Origin of the sequence: Allosphingosinicella sp. (genome assembly GCF_046295735.1) — a bacterium.
GTDB lineage: Bacteria > Pseudomonadota > Alphaproteobacteria > Sphingomonadales > Sphingomonadaceae > Allosphingosinicella.
Genome location: NZ_JBKBMQ010000013.1, coordinates 1 through 26,572, shown reverse-complemented (window position 1 = coordinate 26,572; position 26,572 = coordinate 1). Strand labels below are relative to the sequence as shown.

Below are 26,572 nucleotides of genomic sequence, written 5' to 3'. Positions count from 1 at the left end.
TCGTATGTGGGCGAGTGGTTCCACAACATGGTGGTCGCACGACCTTCCGGATTGCCCCGGAACCTGCATCCAATTTGTAGACCGGCGGCGCGACCAGCCCCAAAGACGCCTTGTGCTCGCCGCCCGGTCGCCGAGTACCACCTCTACCCCGATGCTTTTGAAAACCTGCGCGACCGCGCTGGGACATCGAGGATACCGGCGGCGTCCTAGGAGGACCGGCATGGCTGCGATTGCCAGTGCGACCACGGCATTTGCAAGTGCTCGCCGGAGGCCAAAGCCGCCGTTTTCGATCGCTCGGCCCACTGACGGCTCAAGCGGAGCGTCGATAAACTTTTCTTCTCTCGGCTGGAGGAGCCATAGCAGCCTTCCGCGCCGGGCGGCACTCGCGCGGCCGATTGCGTGTGCGACAGAGACTGCTTCTTTGCTCCTTGGGCGCTCCAAGCCCCCTCACCACCGGTGCGAGACGATCGGTGGCAAGCAGGTCGTCGCGACATCGCTCGAGGACTTGCATTGCCTCTGCGGCGGAAGCCGCCTCCAACGGCGCGTAACGACCACCGGCACATTCCAGCTACGTAAGGTTCAGTGCTCCCTTGATGGCGCGCCAGTCGATCAGCTTGAAATTCTGGGTGTTGCCCTCGTTGACGTCGTCCTGAACGACCACCAGCCCTTCGGGATAGGGGCCGATCGGTCCGCTGAAGGCGTCGAGGCCGTCGGTGCCGGTGACCTCGTCGATCCCGCGGCGCGCGTCGACGCGGAAGCGGCCGGCATAGACCGGGGCGTCGCCGTCCACCCGCCACAGGGCGAAGGCGCTGTCGCCCTGGCTGGAAACGATCAGGTAGCAGGCTTCGCGATCGCGGATCATCGTCACGCCCTCGACATCGGCGACCAGCCGGCCGGCGCCGACCGGCTCGACCAGCAGCCGCTCCGCGCCGGACGCGGGATCGGCGCCGTAGCGCCACAGGCCGACCGTCTCCTCGCCGATATAGAGCATTCCGGCTTCGTCGTCGAAGACGCAGCCTTCGGATTGCGATCCGACCCGGAACCGGCGCACCTCCTCCGCGGACGGTGCCTCGCCGTCGACGGACAGTCGGTACTGCCGCACCTCCCCGTTCTTGGCGGCCAGCAACGCGTGAACGGCGCCGCCGACCTTGCCCATGCAGAAGCCATAGGGCTCGCCGACATCGGCGGGGATGAAGCCCCACGGCCGCACCTCGTTGCCCGCGCTCCGGTCCGAGGGATCGTAGAGGTAGAGCGCAATGCCCATCCGCGCAGGGCTGCGGTCGCTGGCGCCGATCAGCAACCGGCGGCGGCCGTCCGTCCGGATCTCGCGCAGATCGACATTGTTGAGGAGGCCGTCGCCCAGGAACTGGAGCACGCCGCCATCGACGCCGTAAATGTACAGGCCCGCTTTCTTGTCCGTGCCGGCGATGATCCCCGGTATCGGCGCGCCGCGGAAATAGGAAGTCTCGCCCGGCGGCGGCGCCCAGATGGCGGGATCGTCCGCCGCGTCCGCATCGGCGGTGCCGACCGGACGCGTTTCGGCCGACGGATAGACGATCGCCGTCGGCAGCGTCGGCCGGGGGGCCGCGCACGCGGCGACCAGGAAGAGCGGAGCCAACAGCGACAGGCGGGGGAGCCTCATCTCGGCCTCGCGGTGCAGGGATGACCATCGGGTCCGCGGCCGCCCTCGCAGCGGCGGATCGGCCCGAAGGCGTCGGGAAGAGGCGACAGGCGATTGCGCCCGTCGCCGCCGCGGCGAAGTTCGAAGCCGTCATAGAGGCGGCCGCTGGGCGTATAGGCCCGAAACAGGATCCGGTCCTCCTCGACGTCGAAGCGCTGCCACAGATGCGTTTCCTCGGCGACCCTGTCCGGCTGCGTCAGCGCCCGGTCGTTGAGGCCGTACATTTTGGAGCCCACCACGGAGACAAGATAGACCGGCCCCTGCGGATCGCCCGCCGCATGGGCGCGCGCGGACGCCTCCCTCCCCTGCACGCTGGTCAGCCGTGCGTAGCAATGGTCGTGGCCCTGCAGCACGAGGTCCACCCGCCGTGCCTCGAAGATCGGCTGCCAGGCGGCTTTGAGCACTTCGGTGTCGTTGGGCCGCGCGCAGGTGAAGATCGGCTGGTGGAACAGCACCACGTTCCAGCGCGCCCGGCTGGAGGCCAGCGTCTCATCGAGCCACCGGGTCTGGGCGTCGAGCGCGCCCAGATCCAGCGCCGCCGTGCCGTCGAGGATGATGAAGCGCGCCCCCTGATGATCGATGAAATAGGTCGTCCGCTCGGCCGGCGCGACGCCGTTGCCCGGAAGCGCGAAGCTCAGTGGCCAATGCGGCCCCAACCGTCGGGATTCGGCGCCGGACGGCAGGACATGATCGACATATTCGTGATTGCCGGCGGCCGGCACCTGCGGGACCATCGCATAATGATGGCCGCCGGCCTGCGCCCATTCGCCCCATTCGTCGTCATGCACCTTCTCTTCGCGCTGGGCGACGAGGTCGCCGGCATGGAGGACGAGCGCGGGCAATGGGGTCGACTGAAAGGCCTGGCGGATCACGCGGCTGCCGATTTCCAGGATGTCGTTCTGGGTGTCGCCGAAATAGAGGAAGGTGAACGGCCGCGGTGCGGCCGCGGCGGTGCGGAACTGGTACCATTCGCTCCAGCCGTCGGCGCCGCGCACCCGGTAGAGGTAAGGCGTGTCGGGCTCCAGCCCATCGAACCGCACCTGATGGTAGCGCGCCGCGCCATTCTCCGTCGCGATATCGGCCGAACGTCCGGCCAAGCGCCGGGCGGCGGCGGCGACGCTCGGCCCGTCGATCGCGGGCGCGAGCTCCGCCAGCGCTTCCCCCTGACGGGCGTCGGTGCGGAACGCGACCGCCATCTCCCGCGAAGGGTCGGCGCCCGGCGTCAGCACGACCCGATCCGGAAGACCACGCGCGGCGTAAGGCTTGCCCGCCGAATGCGGACGCCCCGTCGCCTCGGCGACGGGGCCGAGCTGCCGCGCCGCGCTGGCGGCGGGGAGCGCCGCGGCGATGGCCAGGGCGACCGCAGCGCCCGTTCCCCGTCTCCAGCCCCGCATCAGAAGTTCACCCGCACGCCGCCGAACAGATTGTAACCGAACTTCTCATATTCGTAGACGCGGTTGCGGTCGCCGAAATAGCGCACGCCCGGCGTATTGGTGAGGTTCTTTGCCTCCAGGAACAGGCCGACATTGGGGCTGAGCTGCAGGCTCGAGGTGAAATCGAGCTGGCCGCGTCCTTCCCAGTACAGATCGAAGCGGCCGTCGTCGGCGTTGATCTCGTCCAGATAGTCGCTGCGCTTGGTATAGGCGACGCGGGCGTTGAACGGACCCCGCTCGTAGAAGAGCGACAGGTTCCACATGTGGCGCGACTGGCCCGGCAGCGGGAAGACGGAGCGGCCGGCATAAGGCTGGGCCAGTTCGATCTTCGAATCGGTCCAGGTGTAATTGGCGAAGATGCCGAAGCCGGACAGCAGGCCGGGCAGGAAGCCGAACTGCTGCTGCCAGTTCAATTCGAAGCCGTAGATGCGACCGTCCGGCGCGTTCTCCGGACGGGTGAGCAGCGCCGGCTGGCCGACATAGGTGCCCGCCCGCGTCAGCGTGTAGCGATAGTCAGCAAGGTCCTTGTAGAAGGCGTTGGCGGAGATAACCCCGAGCGGCCGGACGTAATATTCTATGCCGATATCGGCATTGTTCGACATGGTCGGGCGGAGCGCCGGGTTGCCGGACGTGACGCGCACCGTCGCGCTTTCGGTATTTTCGACGACCCGCGGGACCAGCTCGACGAAGTTCGGCCGGTTGATGCCGCGGCTCAGCGCGAAGCGACCGATGAGGTCCGGCGTGAAGGCGTGTCGGACGGTGAGGTTCGGGAACCAGCTCGTATAGCGGCTGTCCGCACGCGCCTCGCCGATCGCGCCGGTCGTCTCGTTGAAGGTCGGCGCGGCGCCGGCGAACTCGGTGCGCTCCATGCGCAGACCGGCGACGATGTCGGTCGCGCCGAGATCGAGCCGCGCCGAGCCGTAGAGGCCCAAAATGTCCTCGCTCGCTTCATAATCGGCGGTGATCGATTGCGGCATGCGCCGTTCCGACTGGGGCCGGGCGGCTTCGAAATAGGTGGCGGCCCGGCGCGGGCTCACCTTGCGGCCGAGCAGATAGTCGTAATTGTCGGACACGGTGCCGGACAGGAAGTCGCTCAAGGGCGCGGTCGGCGCGGCGGAGGCGCGGCGGTCGCGGAACCGCTCCTCGTCGGCGGTGACGTCGCGGCTGCGGTAGCGCCCGCCGACCCGCCAGCTCACATCCGCGCCGCCGATATTGGTTGGCAGCTCCAGATTGGCCGCCATGCTCCATTCGTTGTTGCGGGTGTCGTTCTGGCGGAAGGTGTTCTCGCGGAAGGCATAACGGTCCTCCTGGAGATGCTCGCCGGAGCGGAACAGCGAGATGAACGGTTGGTCCGGATCGGCATAATCGTAGCTGAGCGTCGGCCGCAGCGACGATCGCCAAAGGATTTCGTTGCGGTTCGGATAGGTCTGGTCAGATCGGGTGTAACCCAGATTCCAGTCGAGCCGCGCCTGGCCGAGGTCGTGCTCCGCGCCTCCGGTCACGGTGTAGATCTCGTTGACCTGGACGCGGTGCCTGAACTGCTTCTCGATGCGGGTGTTGCGGAAGGTCGCGGTGGCGTCGGTGGCGCCGGGCTGCAATACGCCCTCTGTCCACAGGATGCCGAGACGGTTGCGATACTCGTCATCCTCGAATCGGGCATAGGAGCCGCGCAGGAACAGGCGGTGCTCCGGCGCCGGCCGGAATTCCAGCGCGCCGGTAGCCGCGATTCGCTCGCGCCTTGTATCGTAATCCTTGAACAGGTTCTCGGTGACGCCGAACACCTCGCCTCCTTCAGGCGTGTCGATAATGTCCCAGGCGCTTTCGAGATTGTCGACGCGGCGGTCGGTTCGGGAATAGCTGCCCGACAGGAGAGCGCCGAATTGGCGCTCCGGCCCGAAGACGTTGCTGACGAACGCCGAGGCGCGCCGGTCCCCGCCCCCGAACTGGTTGTAGCTCGCGCCCGCCATTCCGGAGAAACGGAAGCCGCGCGCGTCGAAGGGCGAGCGGGTAACGACGTTGACCGCGCCCGCGATCGAGTCCGCTTCCTGCCACGGCAGCAGCGTCTTGGATATTTCGAGATTGGCGACGATGTCCGACGGGATGGTGTCGAGATCGATCGCGCGGGTGCCCGGATCGGGCGAGGTCAGGGTGATCCCGTCGACCGACACGGAGGTGAATTCGGCCGGCGCGCCGCGGATATTGATATAGCGGCCCTCGCCCTGGTCGCGCTCGACCCCGATGCCCGGCACGCGTTGCAGCGCTTCGGCGATGTTGGGATCCGGGAAGCGGCCGATGTCGTCGGCCGACACGATGTTGGTGAGATTGTCCGCCTGGCGCTGCTGGTTGAGGGCACGGGCAGTGCCGGAGACGATCGACCCGGTGACGACGATCTCGCCCGGGGCGCCACGGCTCAGCACCAGATCGACCGGCGTGCGACCGGCGGGCGCGACGTCGATCGGCTGCGTCAGTGTCGGAGAGCCGAGATATTCGACCTCGACCGTCAGCGCGCCCCCGGTGCCGGCCGGGAGGACGAATTCGCCCTGGAAGTTGGTGGTGGCCTCCACCCCCAGCTCGCGCAGCAGCACGCGTGCACCGGGCAGGGCCGCGCCGTTTTCGTCGGTGACGCGACCGGCGACCAGCGCCGCGCCCTGCGCCTGGGCGGCGAGCACGGCGGCCTGTGCCTGCGCACTCACCTCCGCCTGGGCGGTGACGACGTCGGCCACCGCCGCCGTCGGCAGCGCGGCCGCGCCGAGAGCGAGCGAAGCCAGCGAAGCGCCGCATGTGTAACGGATGCGCGGCTTGAGCGTCTGAAGCATGGAGAACCCCACCTGGTTTTGAAGGATGGGGTTCACCTAGAGGCTCTTCGCGTCAGCCTTGCTTCCGGGGGATGACGCCCCGCCTAAACTTTCTTGAAGGCTACGTGACGCTCGGCCGGCGCGCCTACAGAAGTCGATCTCGATCGGCACAGGCGAACAGGGAGTGATGTCCGTGGCTGGTCCGAGGCCCGGTTGACCTGCCCCATTCCGCCGCTCGGCGCATGGCGCGGGATCATTGTTCGGCAGGCTCAGCGGTCTCGTCGAGCGATCGGTGGCAGGCGTCGGCGAGAGAGTGGTTCGCGCGGAGCCACGACGAACAGCGCAAGCTCGCCCGTCACCGCCGGGATCCCGCTGCCTCAGGAACGTTGCTTGCGCGCGAATGTTGAGCAGCGACGGGGCACCGCGCGAAGTCCGCGCATTCGGAGCGCCGACGCATGGATCGACAAGTCCTGGCTGCCGTGACCCTGCTCATCGGAGCTGTCGTCATATTCCTGCTGATACGCTTCGGACGACCCCGACGATAACCTGAAAACGACACCTCGCCCCTCCAGGATCTCAAAGAGCGTTCTCACTCGGTCCCACGCCCCTCCGACGCGGCGGCGTTCCTACTCAAAGCATATCGATCAGCAATCGGCCGACGCGACCTGAGGTGCCTGCAGCGCGAAATTTGTCGAGGTCACATCACCGCTGGGCCTGTAGAGCCGCTTCGTAAAGGCATCCGTGATTTGTGCTCAACTGCTTTGACAGCATCTTGGCCGGTGAGCCGGCCGTCTGTTGAACCCGATGAAAGAAGGCGATCACCATCTCGGGCAACCGAAGTTCACCCAAGCGTCGAGCAAAGCTTTAGGACAGGCAAGGCGGCGTCACCCTGCCGGAGCCAAAAAAAAGACCCGCGGATGCTTTGGGCATCCGCGGGTCACGATCCCCCATGGGGAGGAATCAGAAGCGGATGGTGAAGTCCGCGACCGCCCGGTCGTCGCGCAGGTCGGACCGGCCGATGCTGCTTTCGACGCCGGCGCCGAAGGAGAGGCGGCCGCTGGTCATCTTGAGGCCGCCGCGCACTTCGCCCCACATCCGGTCGCCATTGGCGATCGGCAGGTAGAAGGTGTGGCCCGCCGCGTTGGCGAAGCGCACCGCCATGCCGTCGTTCGCGCCCGACAGGGTGCTGACGAGATCGGCGGTGAGCTGCGGCTCGACCGTCCAGCCGGCGACGCTGGCGCTGCCCGCGACCCGGGCGCCCATGCGGGCGTCGAGGCGCTGCAGCTTCAGATCGTCGAGGTGGAGGGCCAGGTCGCCGCCATTCTCGCGGAAGCCGCCGAGATGGTAGGACGAATAGCCCAGCTGCGCCCGCGGCGTGACGGTGAGCCCCGGGGCCGCCGTCAGGTTGACGCCGGCTTCGGCCATGGCGGTGTAACGCTGCGTGGCGGTCGCGCCGTAGAGATCGAAGGCGATCTCGCCGGTGCTGGCGCTGCGCTGCATGGTCGTGCGGCTGTTCTCGGCCGAGGCGAGGCCGGCGACATAGGCGCCGCCGCCCAGCTGATAGGAGCCGTAGACCGCCGCCTGGGTGGTCCGCGCCTCGGTCCGGCCCTGCAGCGCGCCGGCGGCCGAGAAGCCGTCGGCATAGCCGAAGGCGCTGCCGACGGTGAGGCCCGGCGCCATCTCCATCTCCAGGCCCATGCCGACATGGACGCTGTGCTGGCCGCCGCCGATGCCCGCCCGGCTGTCGCCGATCGTGGAACCGCCGGTGGTGTAGCCGCTGCTGACGAAGCCGGTCATGCCTTCCGGCAGGACCTTCGCCGAAGCCTGCGAGGGCACCATGCTCTGGAAGCCGAGCGTCGGTGAGGGACGGCCCTCGGCCAGCGACTGGAGCATCGCGCCCGAGCCGTTGACGCTGAGATGCCCGCCCGACGCCGTGCCGAGGCTGGAGAGACGGTCGCTGATCGTGTTCAGCAGCACCCGGCTCTGCCGCTCCTGCAGCACCCGGTTCTCGGTCGCGATGTCCGGCGCCAGGCCGCGCAAAGTGCGCGACAGGGTGGCCGAATCCATCAGGTCGATCGAGGCGTAGAGGCTGCCCAGCTGGTGGTAGTAATTGCCACGCAGCTGATCGAGCGCACGGGCAAAGGCCTGTTCGGTCGGACCGGACTGGCCGATCTGATTGGCGAGGCTGCCCGCGCGGATATGCGCCGTGATCGCATTGGGACCATAATCAAGATGGGGCCGGAGCACGCCTTGGAAGGCGTAGATCTGGCCGAACCCGCTGCCGCTGACGCCTTCGCTCGCCGTGGCAAGGACGAAGCTGTCGCCATGTTTGGGCGCAGCGCCGACCTTGTTCATCACCAGCGACGCGCCGTTAATGTCGAGAACGCCGTTCACCGCGAGGCGATCGGCGCCGGCACGGCCGGCATCGACGAACAGGGCCGAGGCCGAGGCGAGGATGACGTTGCCGTTGACGGTGAGCGTGCCGACCCGGTCGGCGCCGCCGGGAGCGACGACGCCGCCCACGACCGTCAGATAATCGGCGTGGATCGTGCCGCGGCCCGACAACAGACCGCTCACCACCAGCATCTCGTTGGTCCTGAGCGTGCCGTCGACGTTGGTCCAGCCGATGCGCTGGGTATAGTCCGCCCAGGTGCTGAGCGCGCCGCCCGATGCGATGTCGAGCTTGGCGCGGTTGCCGTCGACCGTCATGTTGTCGATCACGGCTGTGCCGGCGAGCGTCGTCGTGCCGGCCTCGCGCAGGGTCACGTCATAGTAGCGCGCCTTGACGGTGAGGGCGGGGTTGGCGCTGTTGACGGGTTCGACATTGTTCGGAACGAAGTTGACCGAACCGGGGCCGCCCGCCGTCACCACCATATTGCCGTCGCCGACCGGATTGCCCGGGCCGGTGATGTCGGTGCACAGGGTGTTGAGGTAGCAAACGGTGCCGAACTTCGCGACCGCGCCATAAGCGCCGCCCTGAGGAGTGTCGGGAACGCCGGTCAGAAGCTCGCCGTTGGGGCCGATCACCGTGTAGTTGGGATCCATGTCCTGGACCCAGTGACCCGGATCGAACCAGTTGCCGTTCCCCGCCTTCGCCGAGGCATAGGCGTACGGGTTGTTCTGGACGATGTCCTCCCAATAGAGGAACAGCGGCGGATAGAGGCTCATGCTCCCGTAGGTGGCGATGCCGCCATTGTAGGAGATGGAGCCGGTGAGCACGCCGGCGATCACCTGGCGGCTCCAGCGCTGGTCGACGATCAGCGGGCCGCCGGAATCGCCGCCGGCGGTGGTGCCTTCACGCGGCAGGGCGGTGCCGTTCGGACCGCCGAGCACGTTGAAGTCGTAATAGCCGTTGTTGCGCTGCCCGGCCGGAGCGGTGTTGACGAAGAAGTTCGCCGGCAGGTTGTTCGGATCCCAGGTGGGATCGTCGAAATCCATCCAGTAGACCGAGTGGGTCTGGTGGAAGCGGCGCGTGCTGTCCGGGCCGCCGATCGCCGGCGTCGTGTTCTGGTCGTTCCAGGACATGAGCGCATCGATCATATTCTCGGCCGAACGGCGGCGATAATCGATGCCGGCGAGATTGCCCACGCCGGCCAGTCCGACGCCAGCGCCGCCATAACCCGTGATGGTGGCATGGGTGGGACCGGTCAGCGGCGAGAAGAGCAACGCCCAGGTCGGAACGCCCTTGGCATGGGTGTCGAGCGTCACGATCGCGATGTCGCCGCGGGCGAAATAGGAATCTGTGGTGGCGGTCGGAAATCCGGGCGGTGCCGGCGCCGTGACCGTCATGTCGAGATGATACCAGACCTGGTTGCCGTTGTAGATGTGGAGATCGGTCTGGGTCTTGAAGCCGCTGTCGCGCCACTTCTCATAAGGCCCGTCGCCGACGGCGCAGCCGTTGGTCGTGACGCCGAGGCAGCGGTTGGTCGAGGCGAAGCCGAAGCTGATCGGCACGCCCTGCGTCTGGCCGTAGACCTGCGCAATCGTGCCGTAGGTGCCGCCCGAGGAACCGGTTTCGCTTCCGTACATGTGGGCCGGTCGGCTGTAGACGCAGTGCGCGGCGGTAATGACGGCGCGCGGGTTGATGAGCGAGCCAGTACACAGGCCAAGGCTGGCCCCCGTCGAACTCGTCTGGCTGAACACGATCTGCTGGCCGATGCCGTTCACCTGGCCGAGCGGATCGAGCACCTGCGAGGAATTGGCGAAGTTGGCGCCGGTAGCGGCGCTGCCCGGTCCCGGCGGCATCAAATGATTTGTGACGATCTGGGTGCCGGCTTCGGCCACGAAATCATGGGTGACGGGATTGCCCGCCGCCTGCGCCTGACCTGCGCTGGAAACGATGGCCGCCAAGGAGGCAGCACACAACAGGGCCCGCTTTGAGCGGGCCGAACATCCGACCATCTTCATTAGTCCCTCCTGTAACTCGCAGGTGGGCTTCTGGTCTGTGATTCGCCCCCCCACTGTCCACGAAGACTAAGCGTTGGCAGCTGCTTGGCAAGGGTCCTCGACGACCGGACTGCTATTTTACCGGATAGCTAACCCAATGAGCACATTTGCAGAATTCGCACCGTTGCCATCGACGCGGTGATCGACGAGGCGGCGGTCACGACGACCGTCATCCCTCGCAAAGTGTCGGCGTCCTCACGATCTTCAGCAAGACGCGTTCGAGCCAGTCGATCCCACTTCGGATGGCGCTCACCGCGCCGTCGTGCACGAACTCCTTGTAGGGCACGTCCACCTCGCGGCCATATTGCTCGACATCCTCGAGCTTGACCGCGAGCGCGGCCTTCACCTCCAGCAGCCAGGCGATCTGTTCGTCGCGGGTCAGCAGGCCGAACGACTGGATCTTGGTGCGCAGCGGATCCTCCAGCAGCAGATGCGGATCCCGCACCCGAAGCACCCATTCCCGGACCGCTTCCCGCCCGGCCTCGGTGCAGCGCAGCCGCTCGACCTTGCGGGCGCGCCCCTCCACCGTCTCCGCCTCGACCAGGCCCCGCTCGCGCAGCCGCTGGATCAGCGGGTAGAGCTTGCCCTTGCTGGTGCCGAAATTGCTGACGGGTGAGTCTTCGTAGATGCGGGCGACCTGATAAGCGCTGAGCGGCTGCGCTCTCAGCAGCAGCGACAGGAACGTCCCCTCATTGTCGCTCAGCTCGTGCCCCGAGGCGCCCATCATCGATACCCCTGAATTTCAGGGGCCCAGAAAGGCGGGACAGACGCCGCTTGTCAACTTCCACGCAAAGAAGAAGGGGCGGACCTTGCGGTCCTCCTCCCGTGCGTTTTTCAGCGCTTCCACCGCTTCTTAGGAGCGGAAGTTCACACCCGCCGTGCAACGATGCAGAACCATTCGCGCCACCGACCGTTACGGCCTCGTAGCGGTCGAAAGGTGATGCCCATGCACGAAGATGAGAGGGTCGCGCCGGGGCACCGGATATGGCACTGGCTCTATCTGCTGTTTTCGAGCCTTTGCGGCCTGCTTGGGCTCGCCACTGCGGTCCTGGGTGTGAGGGTCGTTCTCCTTGGCGGAACCGTCTATTTCCTCCTGGCGGGCTTGCTGCTGGTTGCTGGTGCGGTCTGCGTCCTGTTGCGCAAGCACCGGCTTGGCGTAGGGCTCCTCATCGCAGCTGTCCTCGTCACTCTCGCCTGGTCTCTTCTGGAAATTGGCGGCAAGGGTTGGCTGCCCGCTTGGGGCTTCGATCTTGCAGCGCGAATGGGCCTCGTCACCGCTCTCGTATTCGGTGCAGTTCTCGCATGGCTGTTCTGGCACACCCGACCGGGAAGCGTCTGGCGCCGTGCGTCGATTGCCGCCCTGCTGGCGATGATCGTCATGCCGGCCGCGCTTGTGGCCGCCATGTGGGAACGCACCCAGTCACCAGCTGAAAATGCAAATCGCCAGCCGCTGCTTCCTGCCGGCGCAGAACTGCTCGATGCGGGCGGGGAGTGGACGGCCTTTGGCGGCACCAACCTTGGCCGACGCTACTCCACGCTGGCACAGATCCACACCGGCAACGTCCGCGATCTGCAGGAAGCCTGGACCTTTCGCAGCGGCGACTTCACGCCAGATGAGGGCCGTATTTTCTACTCTTCCCAGAACACCCCGCTCAAGGCTGGGGACCTTCTGTACACCTGCACCGCCAGCAGCCAGGTCTATGCGCTCGATCCTGCGACCGGCGAGGCGCTCTGGCACTTCGATCCCCAGGTGCCGCCGCGCACGATGGAGTCGCTGTTCAGCGCTGCCTGCCGCGCGGTCGCCTATTTCGACGATGGCGATCCTCGAGGCAGCACCCAGGCTATTTTGCGAGCCCCGGCCGTACCGGGCGTGTTCGGCCCCGTCCCCCGCGGCGGCAGCAATTGCCACCGACGCGTCTATGTCGCGACGCCCGACGGGCGGCTGACGGCGCTGGACGCGGTGGGCGGCTTTCCATGCCGGGAATTCGGCGACGGCGGAACGGTTGACTTGACGGAGGGCATGGGCCTGCGCGAGCTCGGCTTCGCTTCCAACACGTCAGGCGCCACGGTGGCGGGCGGGCTGCTGATCGTCGGCCAGCAGGTCAGCGACAACCAGCGCCGCGATGCTCCCTCAGGGGTGGTGCGGGCTTATGATGCCCGCACCGGCGAGCTTCGCTGGGCATGGGATGCGCTGCGCCCCGATCCTCAGGCCGCTCTTGCCCCCGGCGAAATCTATCCGCGCGGCACGCCGAACGTCTGGAACGTCATTTCGGCGGACGAGACACTGGGGCTCGCCTTTCTCGGCACCGGCAATCCCGGCGCCGATCATTGGGGCGGCAACCGGACGGAGGAAGAGGACCGGTTCACCGCGGCTATCGTCGCCGTCGATCTCGCGACCGGCGCAACGCGATGGTCCTTCACGACCGTACAGCATGATCTTTGGGATTATGATCTGGGCGCCCAACCGATGTGGTCGACGTGCCGATCGACGGCGTCATGCGCCGCGCCGTCTTGCAAGGCACCAAGGCAGGCGACCTGTTTCTGCTCGATGCAGCAACCGGACAGCCGCTGCGGCCAGTGGTCCAGCGACCCGTTCCGCAGGAGGGCCGCCTGCCAGGCGAACGCCTGTCCCCGACTCAGCCGCAGTCCGCGTTCTTCCCCAACCTGGGCGGGGTGCCCGGAGCGCGGCCCGAACGGATCGACGGCCGGCACATCTGGGGACTGACGCCGATCGATGCCGCGCTGTGCCGCATCGGCTTCCATCAGCGGCGCTACGACGGCATGTTCACACCTCCGACGATCGACGCCAAGGGCATGGTGCTGTTGCCCGGGACCGTGGGCGGCATGAACTGGGGTGGCCTCGGCTTCGACCCGGTCCGCCGCCTCGTGATCGCCAACTGGTCACGCCTGCCCAACGTGGTCGACATGCACCCTCGCGAGGAGGTGGTGGACAGGCCGGTAGGCTCCGGCGGCGCACGACCCGACCAGGCAGTCGCCCCCCAAACCGGCACCCCTTTCGGCGTGACGCGGCCGATGTGGCTTTCGGGGCTCAACATACCCTGCATGGCGCCGCCATGGGGCTATATCGCGGCCACGAACATCGACACGGGCGAACTGGTCTGGGCACAGCCGCTTGGGACCGGCTTCGACACGGGACCGCTGGGTATTCCGACCCGGCTGAAGATCGTCATGGGAACGCCCAATCTGGGCGGCCCGCTGGTCACGGCAGGCGGACTTACGTTCATCGCGGCGGCACAGGACAATTACTTCCGCGCCTTCGAGACCGCCACCGGGCGGCTGCTCTGGCAGGCCAGACTGCCGGCAGGGGGGCAAGCGGGAGCGATGGCCTATGAGCACCAGGGCCGGCAATATGTCGCCATCTCGGCAACGGGCCATGCGCGGTTCGAGACGCGCCAAGGAGACGCCTTGGTCGTCTACGCCATCCGAGCCGACCGACCCGATCTCACCGGCGATCCGGAGGGCGGCGAGGGCGGGACCGACCCGGACGATGAAGGACCTTGAGCCCGCCCCCTCCCCCGGGATCAGCGTTCCGTGCCGTGCTGCTTCGCGGGGCTGTTTTCGATTCTTCCGAACTGCGTGGGTTCTCAGAGCGCCTGGTTCCGGGGCGCGGCGTCGATACCCGTGCCCCTATCGCACACACCAGTTCGTTTCACGCTCGAGTGATGAAGCCAACTCACGGACTTGCGCGCCAGCCAGCTTCCCGCAACTTCCGTTCGCGATCCCGCGCGACCGGAGCTTCGATGCCGCCGCGGAGTCTCAGGCGAAGGCGGCGGCCATCCCGCTGTACTGCTTCGACCGCGCCGCGGGCTACCCACCAGCTGCGGTGGACGCGCATTCCATCTGCCGGTGCTAGCTCGGCCTCCGCGTCGCGCATCCGCATCAGGATGAGCGTGCTTCTCCCAGGCGCATGCGCTCGCACGTAGTGATCCTCCATCTCCAGCGCGATAAGGTCGGCCGCTATCTCTGGCGGAAGCCGCTCGAGAAACGGGATGTAGGGAGGCTTCGGTTCGTCACCGGCCGCGGTGCCCGAACCCGTTCCACCCATTGCCGCGCGCTCGATGAGTATGAACAGAAGGACGACGAGCGCGCCTATTATCGCTACCTGCAGGTAGAGCTGAAGCCATTGACCTCGCGCGTAGATGTCCGCGAAGCGAGCGCCGTTCCACCATAGAATGAGGAGCGATGCGGGCATGGCGCCGAGCAGAACTGCTGCGATCACTCCGCCGATCTTTGGGAAGCGGAGCTTGTCGGCCGCCGCAACGACCAGCACATAGTTCAGGCGGAAAGCAGCGTAACCGAGGAACGCTCCCGGCATCCAATAAGCGAGACGGGTTCCATAATCGCCCATTCCGAAGCTGCCGAACGGTCCGAGCGCCGCCAGCACCGCTCCGATGGCCGCGACGATCGTGATCTCTATCAAATAGCCTCGGACTCGTTCCATGCCACCGCCAATCCGCGCTTCGTGAACTGGCGCTTGGCACCCGACTGGCGCGGTTCACGAACCCCAGCGGCGGGTTAACGCACCGGCGATTGACGGCCAAGCGCGGCCCTGCAGTTTTGTGCCGTCAAGAACAGCATGGATCTCGTCGATGTCAAATATGACGCTGCCACGTCGCGCAGAGGTCGCGGATCGTACCGCCTTCCTGCTTTCCAAGCGACTGCGCCTCTTCCTCGCCGCCGCAGCCGCGGTGCTCACCCTCCTGTCCTGTTATGGTGTCGTTCGCTGGTTGCTCGGCTATTCCGTTCTGCAGCCGCGCTCGATCGCCGTCGTCATCCACATAGCCACCGTGTTACCGGCCATTCCTCTGGGCGCCTACCTCCTATTGTCGCTGAAAGGCGACTATCGCCACCGAATGCTTGGGCGCGTCTGGCTGGCTTTGATGATGGTCACAGCGATCTCTACAATCTTCATCCGCTTCAATGGCTCTTTCAGCCTGATACACATCTTTACCGTGCTGACTTTCATGGCCGTGCCTGGGGCGATCACCTCAGCGCGTAGCGGAAACATCGTCGAGCACCGTAAGCACATGGTCCAATTCTACATTGGGGCGCTGATCATCGCCGGAATCACCGCTTTCGCTCCGGGGCGGACAATGTGGCACTGGGCGTTCGGGTGAGCTGGATAGCGATGACCAGCTCGCTGCGAGTTTGCTTCCCGATCCTATAGGAGCGCGCGGCGCATGGCGCGGCCGGCGCGGTAGCCGCAGAAGTCCGCCATCGCGGCGCGGTCGGCGAAGTGGAGCATCCCCTCGTGCAACATCGCCCAGCCGCGCTCGCGCAGATCCACCAGACTGCGCGCGAGCTGCGCGCGCGAGAGACCGAGCGCATCCGCCATCATCTCGTAGGTCAGCGGGAAGTCGAACCTGTCGCCCAAGGCCATATCGCGTTTGAGGAGGCGGTCATGAAGGTCCAGCATCAGATAGGCGAGCCGCTGGCTGGCCCGTTGCCGCCCCAGCAGGGTCAGGCGGTCGCGCGCCCGATCCTCCTCGATCAGCAAAGTCTCGAACAGCGCTTTGGCGAGGTCCGGCTGACCGACGACGAGGCTGTCGAGCGGCCGCTCGCGCAGCGCGCACACCACCACGTCGGTGATCGAGCAGACTGAGTGGCGCACCCGTCCCGACATCGGCGACTTCAGCCCGATGAGGTCGCCCGGAAGCAGGAATTCGAGGATCTGCCGATGCGTCTCGCCGACCATGGCATAGCGGAACGCCCAACCGTCGTACAAAGTGTAGATGAAACCGTCGCTCTCGCCGGCCTCGACGATATGCGAGCGCGCCGGAAAGCGGACATGATCGGCCTTGAGGCCGATCACATAGTCGAGCTCCTGATCGCTCAGCGGCCGGAACACAGGCTTCGTCCGCAAAGCGCAATCGGTGCAGCGGATCCAGTCGGTCCGCATCATCGCTCCTCCCGTGCCGGCCGTCGCGGGCGGCTTGGCTGCGCCGTGGCGCGCGAACCGGTGCCAGCCATCGTCTCCCGCGCCTGATGTTCGGGACGGCGGCTGCAGGAGTGAGTCCCAAGTCTAGACCGTATCGACGCGGATTGCATCCCTATCATGCAGAATCCGGCGAGGTCGGCGCCCGGGAAGCGGGCTGGTGCGGTTTCGCCGGTCTCGGCGGCTGCCCCACAGCCAGGGCGGTGAGAGCATCGAGACGATATGGTTTGGCAACGAAGGCCACGTGCGGCAGCAATTCGCCGAGCGCGCGCTGCCGGTCGGTGTGGCCTGAGGTGAGGATGATGCGCAACCCCGGCCGAAGTACGAGGGCCGCCCGCGCGAGGTCGATCCCATCCATCCGGCCAGGCATGACGATGTCGGACACGAGAAGGTCGAAATGGTCTCGGGCGAGCAGGGTCAGCGCCTCGTCCGCGCTGCCGCAGGAGGTTACCAAGAAGCCCGCCATCGCCAAAGCGTCCTCGGCCAACAGCCGAATGAGCTCGTCATCCTCGGCCAGCAGCGCCCTCGCCGGGCCGCGCGTCTGCGCAGCGTCGCTCGTCGTCATGCCGGCTCGATAGGCATCGCCGGGCCGCTGGTTAAGCGTCTCAAATGAGACCCTATGCTCCGCCGTGGCGGGTGCGCCAAAGGGGAACGGCAACGCCCCCTGGGAGCAAGGATCGAAGGAGAGACATGAAGCTTCCGTCCTTTTTGTTCGCCACTCTCGCCCTCGCCGCGCCGCTTCCGGTAAGCGCCGCCGAGCCGCACGGAACCGCCACGGCCACCGGGCATCTCCAGATCATCGAGCCGCTCGCGCCCCGCGTGTGGCTGATCCGCCAGGCCGAGCCGTTCCAGCTCCAGCCGGTCGGCAACGTCACGTTGATCGAGCAGGCGGACGGGCTGGTGCTGGTCGATTCCGGCGGCTCGCCAGGTTCGGGGCGACGCGTGGTTGATCTCGTCCGCTCGGTGAGCTCGAAGCCTTTGAAGGCGGTGCTGGTGACCCATTGGCACGGCGATCATCCGCTCGGCCTGCCGGCGATCGTCGCGGCCTGGCCGCAGGCACGCATCATCGCCCATGCCCGCACCCGCGACCATCTGCTCGGGCCGCCGATGGCCGATTATCCGAAAGGAGCACCCGATCCGGAGGCCGACGCGAAGATGGCGGAGCAAGCGGACGGCGCGGCCGCCTTCCTGGCCCGCAATGCCGCCGATCCGGCGCTGAGCGAGGCGGAGCGTGCCGGTTTCGCTCGTACGCTCGCGGCGTTCCGAAGCTTGCGTTCCGACATGGAAGGCGCGTTTGTCGTCGTGCCGACCGAGACGTTCGATGACAGTCTGCGGATCGACGATCCGGAAGTTCCGGTGGATCTGCTCCATCTCGGCCGTGCCAATACGGACGGCGACGCCGTCGCCTGGCTCCCGCGCCAGCGCATCGTGGTCGCCGGCGACATGGTCGTGGCGCCGATCCCGTTCGGCTTCGGCTCTTTCCCGGCGGAGTGGATCGAGGCTTTAGGGCGCCTTCGCGCGCTCGAATTTGCATTGCTCGTCCCGGGTCATGGCCGGCCGCAAGCCGACGCGGCCTATCTCGACCGGCTGGTCGGCCTCATCGCCGAGACCCGCGCCCAGGTCGCGCCGCTCGCCGCGCAGGGACTCGATCTCGACGCGGTGCGGGCGCGGGTGGGCCTGTCGGCGCAGAAGGCGCTGTTCGCCGGAGACGATCCCTGGCTCGGCCGCTGGTTCGACGCTTATTGGGTGCGGCCGATGACGGAGGCGGCGTGGCGCGAGGCCAACGGGCTCGAAATCGTGCAGCCGGGGAGCTGAAGAGGAGAATGAAGGAGGTGTCGATGCTGCGGCGGACGATGATAGCGATGATGCTGGCCTGGTGGGGGGCGACCGCGTCCCTCGCGGCTGTGCGGCAGGAAGCGGTGCGAGTTCCGGTGGGAGAGGAACTCGTCCTGACCGGCACGCTGCACCTGCCGGCGGGGCGGACAGCCGCGCCCGCGGTGGTGCTCTATCCCGGCTCGCAAGGCAGCCGTCATTTGCCGGGCCTCGCCGCGCATCTGGCGGCAAGCGGCATCGCGGCGCTCGACCTCAACAAGCGCGGCATCGACGGCTCGGGCGGCACCTGGCGCGACGAGACGATCGAGCGCCAGGCGGGCGACGCGCTCGCGGCCCTGCGTTTCCTCCGGGCACGACCCGAAGTCGATGCGCGCCGCGTCGGCATCGTCGGGCACAGCCAGGGCGGATGGGTGGCGCAGCTCGCCGCGGCCAGAAGCCCGGAGGTCGCCTATATCGTGCTGCTCGCGGGCCCCGCGCAGACGGTGCTCGAGCAGATGCTCGCCGACGAGCGCCACCATCTGGCCGGCTGGGGCGTGCCGCCGCAGGAAGTCGACAAACGAGTGGAGCTGTTCGCCGAGATGCTCGGCGCCGCGCTCACCAATCCGGCGGTGTGCGGGCCGGAGCCCCAACATTATCTGTGCGGCCTCTACCGCTACGACCCGGCCGAAGCACTGGCCGGCATACGGGTGCCGGTGCTCGCCCTGTTCGGCGAGCGCGATCCGATGACCCCGCCGGCGGAGAACGTCGCGCGGCTGCGAGCGGCTCTGGCGCATCTCGGCGAAGGTCGGCTGAAGACGCACGTCTTCCCCGCCGCCAACCATATATTCTGGGCGTCCGAGACCGGCCTGCGCGACGAATATCCCCGGCTCGAGCGCGTCTACGTCCCCGGCTTCCTCGACATGATCGCCACTTGGATCCTTGCCGTCCCGCCCGGAGGAAGCCGGTGAGCCTTCCTCAGCTCGAACGGACATTCCTCACCGATGGCGGGCTGGAGACGGACCTCATCTTCAACCTTGGGGTGGATCTCCCCTGCTTCGCATCCATCACCTTGATGAGCAACGAAGCGGGCCGCGCCGCCCTTACTGGGTATTTTAGACCCTATCTGGAGCTTGCCGCCACGGTCGGCACCGGATTCATCCTTGAAAGCCCCACCTGGCGCGCCAGCCCGGACTGGGCGACGCCGCTCGGACTGAGCGTCGAGGAGCTCGATCGGCTGAACGTCGCCGCCGTAGAGTTTCTCCAAAGCCTCCGCGCGGAATGGGGACCGCTGGACCTGCCGATCCTCGTCAGCGGCTGCATCGGGCCGCGCGGCGACGGCTACAATCCCGCCCGCATCATGAGCCCCGATGAAGCCGAAGCCTATCACGTCCACCAGACACAACTGCTCGCATCGTGCGCGCCGGATATGCTGTGCGCCCTCACCATCAACAATGTGAACGAGGCAATCGGCATCGCGCGTGCCGCGGGACGCACGGGTCTGCCGTTCGCGCTATCCTTCACCGTGGAGACCGACGGCCGTCTTCCCACCGGCGAGGCGCTGGGAGACGCGATCGACGCCGTGGACACGACAACCGGCTCCGCCCCGGCTTATTACATGATCAACTGCGCCCATCCGACGCACTTCGAGGCGACGCTCGACGCCGGGCAACACTGGACGAACCGTATCCGCGGCATCCGCGCCAATGCCTCGACGTGCAGCCATTCGGAGCTCGAGGCCATGACGGAGTTGGACACGGGCAATCCGGACGATCTTGGCGCTCGCTACCGTGCCCTGCTGGCGCGGTGTCCCCAGATAAGGGTCTTGGGCGGCTGCTGCGGCACTGACGTTCGCCATGTGGCGTCCATTGCCCGCGCTTGCATCGGAAGCGGACCAGGCGACGTCTCGGGATAGGAACGGATTGCGGCGGCAACGGACGGCGGTTCATATAGGCCATGAGCGGTATGTCGCCATCGAGCCTTTGGCGGCCGATCGCCGTTGCCTGGCTTGGCGTGGCTGCGGCGTGGACGCCCGCCGCCTTGCTCGCCTCGCCGGACTCGCAATGGAGCCTGTCGTCACTGCTGGCGGCCTTCGTTCAGATGCTGATCCATTTCGCGCCCTGGGCGCTCGCCGTGCCGCTGTTCCATCGGCTGAGCCGGCGCTGGCCGATCGGGCTTGGCCAAAGCGGCCGGAACATGGCCAGCTTCGCGATGATCGGCCTCGTCGCCATTCCCGTCTTCACCGCCGCGGGGGTCGTCGCCGCGCGCCTCCTGTTCGGAACGTTGCGGGGCATCGCGCCCGAGGCGGCGCTGACGGGCGTCGGGCAGGCGACCCTCATCACGGGGCTGTTCGCGCTGCCGACCTTCGCCGCGCTCGTGGCGATCGGACAGACGATGGCCTATTTCGAGCGCTATAGAGAGCGCGAGCGGTTGCTTGCGGACAGCCGGGCGAGCGCGCTTCGCGCGCAGCTCGCGCCGCATTTCCTGTTCAACGCGCTGAATGCGATCGCCGCGCTCGGCCATTACGACCCGCGCCGCGCCGAGCACGCACTTGTGAGCCTTTCGGGCCTGTTGCGCGACACGCTCGACCGGCCGGACCGGACGCGCCTGCGGGACGAAGTGGCGTTCATCGCCGATTATGTCGAGCTGCACCGCCTGCTGCTCGGCGACCGCCTGACCTTCGAACTCGACATAGGGACCGACGCCTGGGACGCGGAGCTGCCGGCGCTCCTTCTCCAGCCGCTGATCGAGAATGCGCTGGTCCACGGCATCTCCCGGCTTCCGGCGGGCGGCATGCTGACGGTGCGTGCCCGAACCGACGGCGGACGGCTGGAGATCGTCGTCGCGAACGACGCGCCGGCGGAGGCGCATGCCGGGAAAAGAAGCGGGCTCGGCCTCGCCAACGTCCGGCAACGCCTCGCCGCGATCCATGGCCCCGCCGCCGAACTCAGCTTCGAACGGGGCCCGGCGGCGGCGCGGGCGGCGTTGCGCCTGCCCATCGGAAGGGGCGTGGCGCCATGATCCGGACGGCGATCGTGGAAGACGTTCCGCTCGCCCGCGAACGGCTTCGGCGGATGCTCGCCGCGCATGACGATGTCCGCATCGTCGGCGAGGCGGGCGATGCCGCGGGCGGGGCCGCGCTGCTGCGCTCGGCCGAACCGGACCTCGTCTTCCTGGACGTCACCCTGCCGGACGGAGAGGGGCCGAACCTCGTTCGCGCCTTGCCCGCGGAGGCACGGCCTCTCGTCGTCTTCCTCACGGCCCGGGCGGATCATGCCTTGCCGGCCTTCGAACTCGAGGCTGTCGACTATTTGCTGAAGCCGGCCGGCGAGGCGGAGCTGGCGCGGGCGCTCGACCGGGTTCGGCGGCGCCTCGCCCCCGGCGCCGAGGAGAGCGAGAGCCATGTCACGGTCCGCAACGGCCGGCGGCTGGATCTCGTGCCGATCGACCGGATCGAACATGTCGAGGTGGCGGGCCATTATCTTTGCCTCCACGCGGACGGCGACGTCCATCTGCTCCGCGAGCCGCTCGCGGCCTTTGCCGAACGCCTCCGGCCCGCCGGCTTCGTCCGTGTGCATCGCTCCGCGCTGGTGCGCGCCGGAGCGGTGCGCGCGCTGGTGGAGCGTCGCAACGGCGATGCGGAGGCGGAACTGGCGAGCGGCGCCCGCATCCCCGTCAGCCGCACCTACCGCGCCGAGCTCGACGCGTTGCTGAAGGGCTGAGCGCCCGGCTCGCGACGCCCGGCGCACGGCTCCCGCCATTGCGGGCCGCCCGCGCTTGCTCCGCCCCTTCGAACGGGCGAACCGGCGGCCACTCGCCGAACAGGAGCAATCGCATGCGCAGTCTCGCCGCCGCCGTCGCCGCTTTGGCGCTTCTCGTGACGCCGCTCGCGGCGCACCAGCTCGCCGCGCCGCCACCAGCCGGGGCGGAGGCGCCCGCGCTCGCCGTCGCCTTCGAGGGCGGCCTCTGGTTCGACGGCACCGGCTTCGTGCCCGCCCGCTATTACGCGGTCGGCGGCCGTTTCACCGCGCGCCGGCCGGAGCGGATCGACGCCACCGTGAACCTGCGCGGCCGCTACCTGCTCCCTTCGCTGATCGAAGCGCACAACCACGACATGCAGAACGGCTTCTTCGGCGCGCGTTCCAACGCCAAGAACATGGCGCTCGGCATCTTCCATTCGGTGCAGATGTGCTCGAAGCCGGAGGACCGCGCCGCCTTTTCCGGCTTCCTCGGCCAGCCGGGCACGGTGGAGGTGCTCTACGCCGACGCCTGCATCTCGGGGTCGGACGGGCATCCCCTCGGCATCGCGCTCGCCTCGGCCCGCCAGGCCGGCATGGAGGTCAGCGCCGAGGAGGCGCGCCGCGGCTATGATCCGATCGATACGCTCGAGGAGCTGGAGCGCGTCTGGCCAACCATCCTCGCCCGCGAGCCGAAGCTGATCAAATTCATCCTCATCAACTCGCAGCGCCGCTCGGCCGACCTCGCCGACCCGGCGACGTTCGGTTTCCGGGGGCTCGACCCCGCGCTCGCGCGGCCGATCGTGGAGCGCGCCCACGCGGCCGGAATTCGCGTCGTCGCCCATGCCGACAGCGCGGCCGATTTCGAGATCGCGCTTGAGGCCGGCGTCGACATGGTGGCGCATCTCCCCGGCTACCGGATCGCGGAGGGCATGTCGGCGGCGGACTATCGTCTGTCCGACCGGGCGATCGCGCAAGCCGCGCGTCGCGGCACGGTGGTGATCACGACCGCCGTCGCCGCCACCCATGATATGAGCCGGCGTCCGCACAATGCCGAGGCATTGCGCGCCATGCAGATCGAGAATCTGACCCGGCTTCGCGCGGCCGGCGTTCCGCTTGCGATCGGCAGCGACGACGTGATGGGGAGCGTGGTCGACGAGATCCTCTATCTCGACGGCCTCGCCGTCATGCCCCGCGCGGAACTGCTGCGCCGCGCCACGGCCGACACGGCAAGAGCGATGTTCCCGGAGCGTCCGATCGGACGGTTCGCCGAAGGCGCCGAGGCCAGTTTCGTGGCCTATGACGTCGATCCGCTGGAGCGGCTGGACGTGCTGCGCACTCCGGCTTTGCGCATCCAGCGCGGCGCGGTGCTCGGCCCGTGAACCATCGTGTTGACCCCCGCACATATCTCCAATATAGAACGGTCGTTCGTTTTTGGGAGTGATTCGATGCCCCGTCTGTCCACCGGCGCCCTTGAAGAGCGGCGTCAGCACATCATCGATGCGGCCATGCGCCTGTTCGCGCGCAACGGCTTCCACCGCACGACCATGCGAGACATCTTCGAGGAGGCGGGTTTGTCGGCCGGTGCCGTCTACAACTATTTCAAGAGCAAGGAAGACATCTTCGAGGCGGCCGTTCGCACGAGCCAGACGCGGAGCGAACAGGTGATCGGAGAGGCTCTCGATCCGGCGGCGACCGGGGACGCGTTCGCCAGTGCAGTGGACATCTTCTTCGGCGACCTCGCGGCTCAAAGCGGCGGCGATATGCCGCGGGCCGCGCTCATCATATTGGCGGAAGCTCTGGTCAATCCGCGGCTGGGCAAAATCGTTCAGGGGAATCGCGCCCATAACCGCGTCGCGATCCGCCGGCTGGTGGAGGCTCGGAAAGCCGCCGATCCCTCTTGGGCGAACCTGCCGGAACCTGTTCTTACCGAGATGCTGCTCGCAATCTTCCAGGGGCTCGTCGTTGCGCTCGCACTGGGGGAAGCGGCCCGCATCGATGAAATCCGCGGCGTGCTGAAGCGGCTGACCTTCAGCGCAAGCTGAATTTATCTTGAATTAAAACGGAGGTTCGGTTTATGTCCTACTACAACCGATATGTTCTTGCCCCGCTGCTTGATCGGGCCATGGTCCACCCGCGCCTTCATGGCTGCCGGACGGAAGCGCTGAAGCAGGCATGTGGACGGACGCTTGAGATAGGCTTCGGAAGCGGCGCCAACCTGCCATTCTATCCGCCGAGGGTCACCGATCTGGAAGTCGTCGAGCCCGACGGCGATCTCAGTGCGCGCGCTCTTCCGAGGATCGCCGCGACGGGAATGAAGGTCGATGTGACGCCCGGCCGCGCGGAAGCACTCCCTCACCCGGATCGGAGCTTCGACACCGTGGTGAGCAGCCTCACCTTGTGCAGCGTCGACGACCCCGCGGCATGCCTAAGGGAAATTCGGCGCGTCCTGAAACCGGGCGGTCAGTTCCTGTTCCTCGAACATGGCCTCTGTCCCGGCCGCGCCGTCGCGCGCTGGCAGCAGCGGCTGAGCCGCATCAACGCCTGCCTGTGCGGAGGATGCCGGCTCGACCGTGACATCGCCGCATTGATGCAGGATTCCGGTTTTCCAGGCATCGAGATGCGCAGCTTCCTGCTCGCCGGCGTTCCTCGCATCGGCGGTTACATGACCCTCGGCCGGGCGGTCGAGGCTGAGGTCCGCGGCTGGTCCAACCTGCCGCCGGCATCGGAGCGCCGGGCCATGGCGGCCTAGCCTCTCTACCCACCCGCGCCCGCATGCATGCCCGCCCGGCCGCTTGGCCGGGCGCGTGCCGCTGCGCGCGTCTTCCCCTCACATCAAAGGAGAATGCACAATGAAGAAGATCCTTACCGTCGTCCCGGCCCCTGCCCTGCTGAGTGCCGTTCCGGTTCATGCCGCGCCCTTTGCCGGCCCGCGGGCGGAACTGCGCGCCGGATGGGACCGCACGGAGTTCCGCCACAACTTCCTCGTCGAAGACGATGTCCGGAGCGCAAATGCGGGGGACTCGCGCATCGGCTATGGCGGCGAGCTGGGCTTCGACGCAGGCGTCGGTGGGCCGTTACGCCTCGGTCTCTACGCCGGCATCGGCGGCGGCAAGGCGTCGGCCTGCGGGTCGCTAGCGGGTGAAGATGAACTGTGCGTCCGGTCCGGCCGCACCCTCTCGTTCGGCGCGCGAGCGGGTGTCGCCGCCGGTCAATCCGCCTTCTTCTACGCCAAGGGAGGTTATTCGGTCCGGCGCCTTGCGGCCGAGTACGAGGCGAGCGACGAATTGGAAGCGGAGTCCGACGCCGATCGGGTGCACCGCGTTCGCGGCAGCCGCGGCGGCCACGAGGTCGGCCTCGGCTTCGAGTTCGCGATCGGCGGCGGCGCCTACAGCAAGGCCGAATATCTGTTCAGCGAACAGCGCAGGCTGCGGGTCGCCGACGAGAGGCTGTCGTTCGAAACCAGACAGCACCGCCACCAGATCGTCGCGGGCATCGGCTTCCGCTTCTGAAGTTTCCGGGCGGTGCCGCGTTGTCGCGGCGCCGCCCGCCAATCGTTTCGGGGGCGATTTGCCACTGAGCGGCCCGGCGCCTAGCATCGGCGTTCGGCCACAGCAACAAAGGAGAAAGCCCATGGGTTCGCTGTCGCGCCTGACCGCTCTTGTCGCCGGCCTTATCCTCGGCTTCACGCCTCTTCATGCACAAACGGGCGGAAACGCGACCGAGGTCGTGGTCCTCGGCGTTGATCATGGCGCCCAGCTCGTCAACCGCCGCCAGCAGCCGGCTGCCCTGCGGGCCTTTTTCGCCGCCGCCGCGCCCGCTGCCATCTGCATCGAGCGCTCGCCGGAGCGCTTCGCTCGCGGCGACCATTACGAGTTCACCTACGAAATCCAGGATGTGATCGTGCCGTGGGCGCGCGAGACCGGCACGCCGCTCTGCCCGTTCGACTGGCTTCCCTCGCCCGAGGACAGCGCACTTGCCTTCGGCGTCGACGATCTCGAGCGGCCGCCTTTTCTTCGGCGCCCGTCCGGGTTCCAGGGCTTCGTGTCGTTTCCCGAGCCGCGCTCTCTCACCGACGGGCTCTTCTTCGCCGACGCGGAAGAAGAACGGGCACGCCACCGCTCGTTCTACGGAGCCTATCCGGAGCAGCCGCGCGGCGACTTCGCGCGCCGCCTGTTCCTTTACCGCACCTTCCTTCAGGCGCGGCGCATCGCCGCCGCGGCGCGCACGTACCCCGGCGGCCGAGTGCTGGTCGTCGTCGGCGTGATGCACAAGGACGACATCGAGCGGATTCTGGCCGGCGACCCCCGGATCAGGATCGTGCAACCCTCTGCGATCGCTCGAGAGCCGGACGCGGTGGCGCTCGCACGGGAAACCCGCGCCGAGCATCTGTTCGCGATCGCCCATTTCAACCTGCTGGGCGCCCAATCGCGGACCGGCAATGTGGACCGGAATTGGATGGAAGAGGTGGTGCGGCGGCTCGAACGTGAACGGCCGGGGCCAGAGAGCCGGCTGCTGCGCCTGCGGCTCGACGAGGCGCAAGGACGTCTCGACTACGACGACGCGATCCCAGCCTATCTCGGCGTCGCCGCGGAGGCAGGCGACCTTCGCTTCACATGGGACGGGGTCAAGGACCGCTCCCGCATCGATTCCATTTACGATCCGTTCGCCAACTTGACCATCGCCCAGAGGGCCCAGCTCGAAGCGGCCCGTGT

21 protein-coding genes are annotated in these 26,572 nt (G+C 67.5%); 13 read left to right on the top strand and 8 right to left on the bottom strand.

The window, feature by feature from the left end; translation table 11 throughout:
* Positions 1 to 568: 568 nt before the first annotated feature.
* The 5 genes from ACK4K7_RS12625 to ACK4K7_RS12605 all read right to left on the bottom strand — a co-directional run bounded on the left by ACK4K7_RS12625 (position 569) and on the right by ACK4K7_RS12605 (position 11,082).
* On the bottom strand, positions 569 to 1,642 hold the full coding sequence (locus tag ACK4K7_RS12625) for a phytase (protein WP_431866501.1): 1,074 nt from the start codon (positions 1,640 to 1,642) through the stop codon (positions 569 to 571).
* The gene (locus ACK4K7_RS12620) at positions 1,639 to 3,075 is read right to left on the bottom strand and encodes a fibronectin type III domain-containing protein (RefSeq protein ID WP_431866500.1); all 1,437 of its coding nucleotides are present in this window, start codon (positions 3,073 to 3,075) and stop codon (positions 1,639 to 1,641) included. Before ACK4K7_RS12620 ends, ACK4K7_RS12625 begins: the two co-directional genes overlap by 4 nt.
* A complete protein-coding gene (locus tag ACK4K7_RS12615; RefSeq protein WP_431866498.1) occupies positions 3,075 to 5,930 on the bottom strand; it encodes a TonB-dependent receptor in 2,856 nt (951 codons plus the stop codon). The genes ACK4K7_RS12620 and ACK4K7_RS12615 overlap by 1 nt, the downstream gene beginning before the upstream one ends.
* 939 nt (positions 5,931 to 6,869) lie before the next feature.
* The gene (locus ACK4K7_RS12610) at positions 6,870 to 10,259 is read right to left on the bottom strand and encodes an autotransporter domain-containing protein (RefSeq protein ID WP_431866496.1); all 3,390 of its coding nucleotides are present in this window, start codon (positions 10,257 to 10,259) and stop codon (positions 6,870 to 6,872) included.
* Positions 10,260 to 10,524: 265 nt separating this feature from the next.
* The gene (locus tag ACK4K7_RS12605; protein WP_431866494.1) at positions 10,525 to 11,082 is read right to left on the bottom strand and encodes a PadR family transcriptional regulator; all 558 of its coding nucleotides are present in this window, start codon (positions 11,080 to 11,082) and stop codon (positions 10,525 to 10,527) included.
* Positions 11,083 to 11,301: 219 nt separating this feature from the next.
* Between ACK4K7_RS12605 and ACK4K7_RS12600 the strand changes: the two genes are divergently transcribed.
* Entirely contained in the window at positions 11,302 to 13,080 is a 1,779-nt protein-coding gene (locus ACK4K7_RS12600; protein ID WP_431866492.1) for a hypothetical protein, read from the top strand.
* A complete protein-coding gene (locus ACK4K7_RS12595; protein WP_431866490.1) occupies positions 13,029 to 13,877 on the top strand; it encodes a PQQ-binding-like beta-propeller repeat protein in 849 nt (282 codons plus the stop codon). The genes ACK4K7_RS12600 and ACK4K7_RS12595 overlap by 52 nt, the downstream gene beginning before the upstream one ends.
* Positions 13,878 to 14,049: 172 nt before the next feature.
* On the opposite strand, the gene ACK4K7_RS12590 is transcribed toward ACK4K7_RS12595, so the two are convergent.
* Positions 14,050 to 14,817: a LytTR family DNA-binding domain-containing protein gene (locus ACK4K7_RS12590; RefSeq protein ID WP_431866488.1), complete on the bottom strand. Its 768-nt coding sequence runs from the start codon at positions 14,815 to 14,817 to the stop codon at positions 14,050 to 14,052.
* A gap of 148 nt (positions 14,818 to 14,965) precedes the next feature.
* Between ACK4K7_RS12590 and ACK4K7_RS12585 the strand changes: the two genes are divergently transcribed.
* Positions 14,966 to 15,493: a DUF2306 domain-containing protein gene (locus tag ACK4K7_RS12585; protein ID WP_431866486.1), complete on the top strand. Its 528-nt coding sequence runs from the start codon at positions 14,966 to 14,968 to the stop codon at positions 15,491 to 15,493.
* A gap of 44 nt (positions 15,494 to 15,537) precedes the next feature.
* Here ACK4K7_RS12585 and ACK4K7_RS12580 read toward each other — a convergent pair whose 3' ends face one another.
* Together ACK4K7_RS12580 and ACK4K7_RS12575 are read right to left on the bottom strand one after the other, a co-directional pair.
* Positions 15,538 to 16,278 (bottom strand): Crp/Fnr family transcriptional regulator, encoded by a 741-nt coding sequence (locus ACK4K7_RS12580; RefSeq protein ID WP_431866484.1) that lies wholly within the window; start codon positions 16,276 to 16,278, stop codon positions 15,538 to 15,540.
* Positions 16,279 to 16,429: 151 nt separating this feature from the next.
* Positions 16,430 to 16,876, bottom strand: a complete 447-nt coding sequence (locus tag ACK4K7_RS12575; protein WP_431866482.1) for a response regulator — start codon at positions 16,874 to 16,876, stop codon at positions 16,430 to 16,432.
* 125 nt (positions 16,877 to 17,001) lie between these two features.
* Here ACK4K7_RS12575 and ACK4K7_RS12570 point away from each other — a divergent pair, with 125 nt between their 5' ends.
* From ACK4K7_RS12570 to ACK4K7_RS12525, 10 genes are all read left to right on the top strand, one after another.
* Positions 17,002 to 18,126, top strand: a complete 1,125-nt coding sequence (locus tag ACK4K7_RS12570; protein ID WP_431866480.1) for an MBL fold metallo-hydrolase — start codon at positions 17,002 to 17,004, stop codon at positions 18,124 to 18,126.
* A gap of 8 nt (positions 18,127 to 18,134) precedes the next feature.
* Positions 18,135 to 19,091 carry an alpha/beta hydrolase family protein gene (locus ACK4K7_RS12565; RefSeq protein ID WP_431866478.1) on the top strand — a complete coding sequence of 319 codons (957 nt, stop codon included), beginning with the start codon at positions 18,135 to 18,137 and terminating at the stop codon, positions 19,089 to 19,091.
* Complete coding sequence (locus ACK4K7_RS12560) at positions 19,088 to 20,035, top strand: homocysteine S-methyltransferase family protein (RefSeq protein WP_431866477.1); 948 nt, start codon at positions 19,088 to 19,090, stop codon at positions 20,033 to 20,035. Before ACK4K7_RS12565 ends, ACK4K7_RS12560 begins: the two co-directional genes overlap by 4 nt.
* A 98-nt stretch (positions 20,036 to 20,133) precedes the next feature.
* On the top strand, positions 20,134 to 21,141 hold the full coding sequence (locus tag ACK4K7_RS12555; RefSeq protein WP_431866476.1) for a sensor histidine kinase: 1,008 nt from the start codon (positions 20,134 to 20,136) through the stop codon (positions 21,139 to 21,141).
* Positions 21,138 to 21,842: a LytR/AlgR family response regulator transcription factor gene (locus ACK4K7_RS12550; RefSeq protein WP_431866474.1), complete on the top strand. Its 705-nt coding sequence runs from the start codon at positions 21,138 to 21,140 to the stop codon at positions 21,840 to 21,842. Before ACK4K7_RS12555 ends, ACK4K7_RS12550 begins: the two co-directional genes overlap by 4 nt.
* A gap of 113 nt (positions 21,843 to 21,955) precedes the next feature.
* Entirely contained in the window at positions 21,956 to 23,239 is a 1,284-nt protein-coding gene (locus tag ACK4K7_RS12545) for an amidohydrolase family protein (RefSeq protein WP_431866472.1), read from the top strand.
* 66 nt (positions 23,240 to 23,305) lie between these two features.
* Positions 23,306 to 23,902, top strand: a complete 597-nt coding sequence (locus ACK4K7_RS12540) for a TetR/AcrR family transcriptional regulator (protein ID WP_431866470.1) — start codon at positions 23,306 to 23,308, stop codon at positions 23,900 to 23,902.
* A 32-nt stretch (positions 23,903 to 23,934) separates the two neighbouring features.
* On the top strand, positions 23,935 to 24,609 hold the full coding sequence (locus ACK4K7_RS12535; RefSeq protein WP_431866468.1) for a class I SAM-dependent methyltransferase: 675 nt from the start codon (positions 23,935 to 23,937) through the stop codon (positions 24,607 to 24,609).
* Positions 24,610 to 24,709: 100 nt separating this feature from the next.
* On the top strand, positions 24,710 to 25,369 hold the full coding sequence (locus ACK4K7_RS12530) for an outer membrane protein (protein ID WP_431866466.1): 660 nt from the start codon (positions 24,710 to 24,712) through the stop codon (positions 25,367 to 25,369).
* A 121-nt stretch (positions 25,370 to 25,490) separates the two neighbouring features.
* The coding region (locus ACK4K7_RS12525; protein WP_431866464.1) for a hypothetical protein at positions 25,491 to 26,572 on the top strand (1,082 nt) is incomplete at its 3' end.

What these genes read in the sequence shown, in the direction of transcription:
- ACK4K7_RS12540 (WP_431866470.1), top strand. Translation starts at nt 23,306, where the DNA reads ATGCCCCGTCTGTCCACCGGCGCCCTTGAAGAGCGGCGTCAGCACATC.
- ACK4K7_RS12600 (WP_431866492.1), top strand. Translation starts at nt 11,302, where the DNA reads ATGCACGAAGATGAGAGGGTCGCGCCGGGGCACCGGATATGGCACTGG.
- ACK4K7_RS12565 (WP_431866478.1), top strand. Translation starts at nt 18,135, where the DNA reads ATGAAGGAGGTGTCGATGCTGCGGCGGACGATGATAGCGATGATGCTG.
- ACK4K7_RS12620 (WP_431866500.1), bottom strand. Translation starts at nt 3,075, where the DNA reads ATGCGGGGCTGGAGACGGGGAACGGGCGCTGCGGTCGCCCTGGCCATC.
- ACK4K7_RS12625 (WP_431866501.1), bottom strand. Translation starts at nt 1,642, where the DNA reads ATGAGGCTCCCCCGCCTGTCGCTGTTGGCTCCGCTCTTCCTGGTCGCC.
- ACK4K7_RS12580 (WP_431866484.1), bottom strand. Translation starts at nt 16,278, where the DNA reads ATGATGCGGACCGACTGGATCCGCTGCACCGATTGCGCTTTGCGGACG.
- ACK4K7_RS12590 (WP_431866488.1), bottom strand. Translation starts at nt 14,817, where the DNA reads ATGGAACGAGTCCGAGGCTATTTGATAGAGATCACGATCGTCGCGGCC.
- ACK4K7_RS12605 (WP_431866494.1), bottom strand. Translation starts at nt 11,082, where the DNA reads ATGATGGGCGCCTCGGGGCACGAGCTGAGCGACAATGAGGGGACGTTC.
- ACK4K7_RS12585 (WP_431866486.1), top strand. Translation starts at nt 14,966, where the DNA reads ATGTCAAATATGACGCTGCCACGTCGCGCAGAGGTCGCGGATCGTACC.
- ACK4K7_RS12550 (WP_431866474.1), top strand. Translation starts at nt 21,138, where the DNA reads ATGATCCGGACGGCGATCGTGGAAGACGTTCCGCTCGCCCGCGAACGG.
- ACK4K7_RS12615 (WP_431866498.1), bottom strand. Translation starts at nt 5,930, where the DNA reads ATGCTTCAGACGCTCAAGCCGCGCATCCGTTACACATGCGGCGCTTCG.
- ACK4K7_RS12545 (WP_431866472.1), top strand. Translation starts at nt 21,956, where the DNA reads ATGCGCAGTCTCGCCGCCGCCGTCGCCGCTTTGGCGCTTCTCGTGACG.
- ACK4K7_RS12530 (WP_431866466.1), top strand. Translation starts at nt 24,710, where the DNA reads ATGAAGAAGATCCTTACCGTCGTCCCGGCCCCTGCCCTGCTGAGTGCC.
- ACK4K7_RS12570 (WP_431866480.1), top strand. Translation starts at nt 17,002, where the DNA reads ATGAAGCTTCCGTCCTTTTTGTTCGCCACTCTCGCCCTCGCCGCGCCG.
- ACK4K7_RS12535 (WP_431866468.1), top strand. Translation starts at nt 23,935, where the DNA reads ATGTCCTACTACAACCGATATGTTCTTGCCCCGCTGCTTGATCGGGCC.
- ACK4K7_RS12575 (WP_431866482.1), bottom strand. Translation starts at nt 16,876, where the DNA reads ATGACGACGAGCGACGCTGCGCAGACGCGCGGCCCGGCGAGGGCGCTG.